Source organism: Mucilaginibacter sp. P4_G9, assembly GCF_056400985.1.
Genome location: NZ_JBFUKF010000656.1, coordinates 1 through 1,849, shown reverse-complemented (window position 1 = coordinate 1,849; position 1,849 = coordinate 1). Strand labels below are relative to the sequence as shown.

Below are 1,849 nucleotides of genomic sequence, written 5' to 3'. Positions count from 1 at the left end.
CCTTATCATCCAAGCCGATGGTATGTAATACAGGAACCCTGAATGATGCCAAACCTTCGAGGTTATCAACTGGGTTATCGTTGTAAGCAATGGCCTGCTCTTCGGTAAAATGATAAACCTGTTTTAACTCATTCCATGAGCCCGCATCGCCAACACCTTTTAGCTTGCCGCCCGGCCAGCTTTTAATATCACATACAGGTGTTTCGGCATAAATGCAGCTAACTTTATCAGGATTACGTTTGGCCCATGCGTAAGCATATAATGCTCCCCGGCTAACGGCTTCAAGAGCTGCCTTTGGAGCAAAGGATTGATGTTTGGTAAGGTATGAGTAAAATACATCATAAAGCTTCATAGCATCGGGGCTGCCATACTGGTTATCTACATTAATAAAGGCCACATAAAAGCCTTTTGCCAGCAGGATGCTATCCATTTGGGTATGCCAATCGGGAAAAGAGGTACGCCATACCCAGGGATTTCCAGGCAGCGGATGAGCGGGCTTTACATAATAGGCATCGTGACCGGCAAGTTCCACTTGTACTTTTTCAAAACCCTGCCAAAGATTAGTTTTATCCTGTGCTTTTAAGGTCGAAAAAGGGACAGTTGAAAGTAATAAGATTATTAAATATTTAAGTTTTATCATCGATTTTTCTGCTTTACCGTATTGAATCAAAATGTTTATACAGGTACAAATTAAATAGCGCTTCAAGTATACAAAACACAGCCTCGTACACGTCAAAAAAAATGCTGGCATTTAATTAAATCAGTTTTATTGGTTAGGGTAAATGTATTTGCTTATCGCATTTCAAAAAATGGATAAACCTTTTAAAAAGATGGATTATACACTGATAAATCATCATATAAAACACATTCTGCATTACCTATAGCTTACTTCCTTTTTGATGAACAATCTTATTCCCGGACACCAATGTACCTGCACAATCCAGGAGTTTAACCAGGTCTGTTTCTTTTTTAGATGACCCCATTAATTTGAATTGATTGTTCACAATGCTGATGTGCGCTGTACTTTTTGCAGATACCGCTACAGGCGATACTAACGTAAAAACATTGTGCGTAATCAAAATATTGTTGTGTACTTTTTGTTCAACACTTTCGGTATTCTCGGGCGCTATCAAAATAGCAGGATCGCCGCATAAATTGAATTGATTATTCCTGATCACCAGATTGTTTACCATTCCCGATTCGTACCAGCTTGCGGCATCATCGGCAACCGTTATACCGCTGTTGTGCGTTCTTTGGAAAACATTATTTTCAATTACTACCTTGCGGCGCGTGGTAACCAAAATGCCTCTTGTGGGGATACGGGTAATGGTATTATGATTGATATAAACCTGTGGCGTCCAGGTGATATTCTCAACAACATCATTTGGTTCTATATTATCAGTCAAAGGTTCTTTAAGGGTTAACAGCACATCCTTATCATTTAACCTTTCGGTTTTGGATACCACATTGATGCCATATTGCAGCAGGCTTTTGGAATTAGCCAGGGCTATACTATCTCCCTGGGTAAAAGCTTCAAAACCATAAGTCTGGCTGTGCATAAACCTAACAAGTAACTGATCGGGCCTGGGTTTGTCTATAATGCGCAAATAAGTGCCATGTACATTAACGGCATCGTCATTGGCGCCGGATAAATAGGAATTAGTGATCACAATCTTTCCCCTACAACCCGAAAAGTGCAAAATATCCGCCCAGGCAGCCGAGGTACGACCGGAATTGGCGGCAGGCTTAACAAAAACAGAATCAATGGCAATATCCTGGCAAAACTGGCTCACTACCCCCATCCCATGCATAAAATTGATATGGATGTTTTTTAATCGCAGATTTTTAC

1 protein-coding gene and 1 pseudogene are annotated in these 1,849 nt (G+C 40.5%); both read right to left on the bottom strand.

All coding sequences use genetic code 11. From position 1 onward, the window contains the following. A pseudogene (locus tag AC1DPZ_RS26420) lies at positions 1-640 on the bottom strand (hypothetical protein); the annotation flags it as partial. A gap of 238 nt (positions 641-878) precedes the next feature. Beyond that, the coding region (locus AC1DPZ_RS26415) for a right-handed parallel beta-helix repeat-containing protein (RefSeq protein ID WP_477409114.1) at positions 879-1,849 on the bottom strand (971 nt) is incomplete at its 5' end.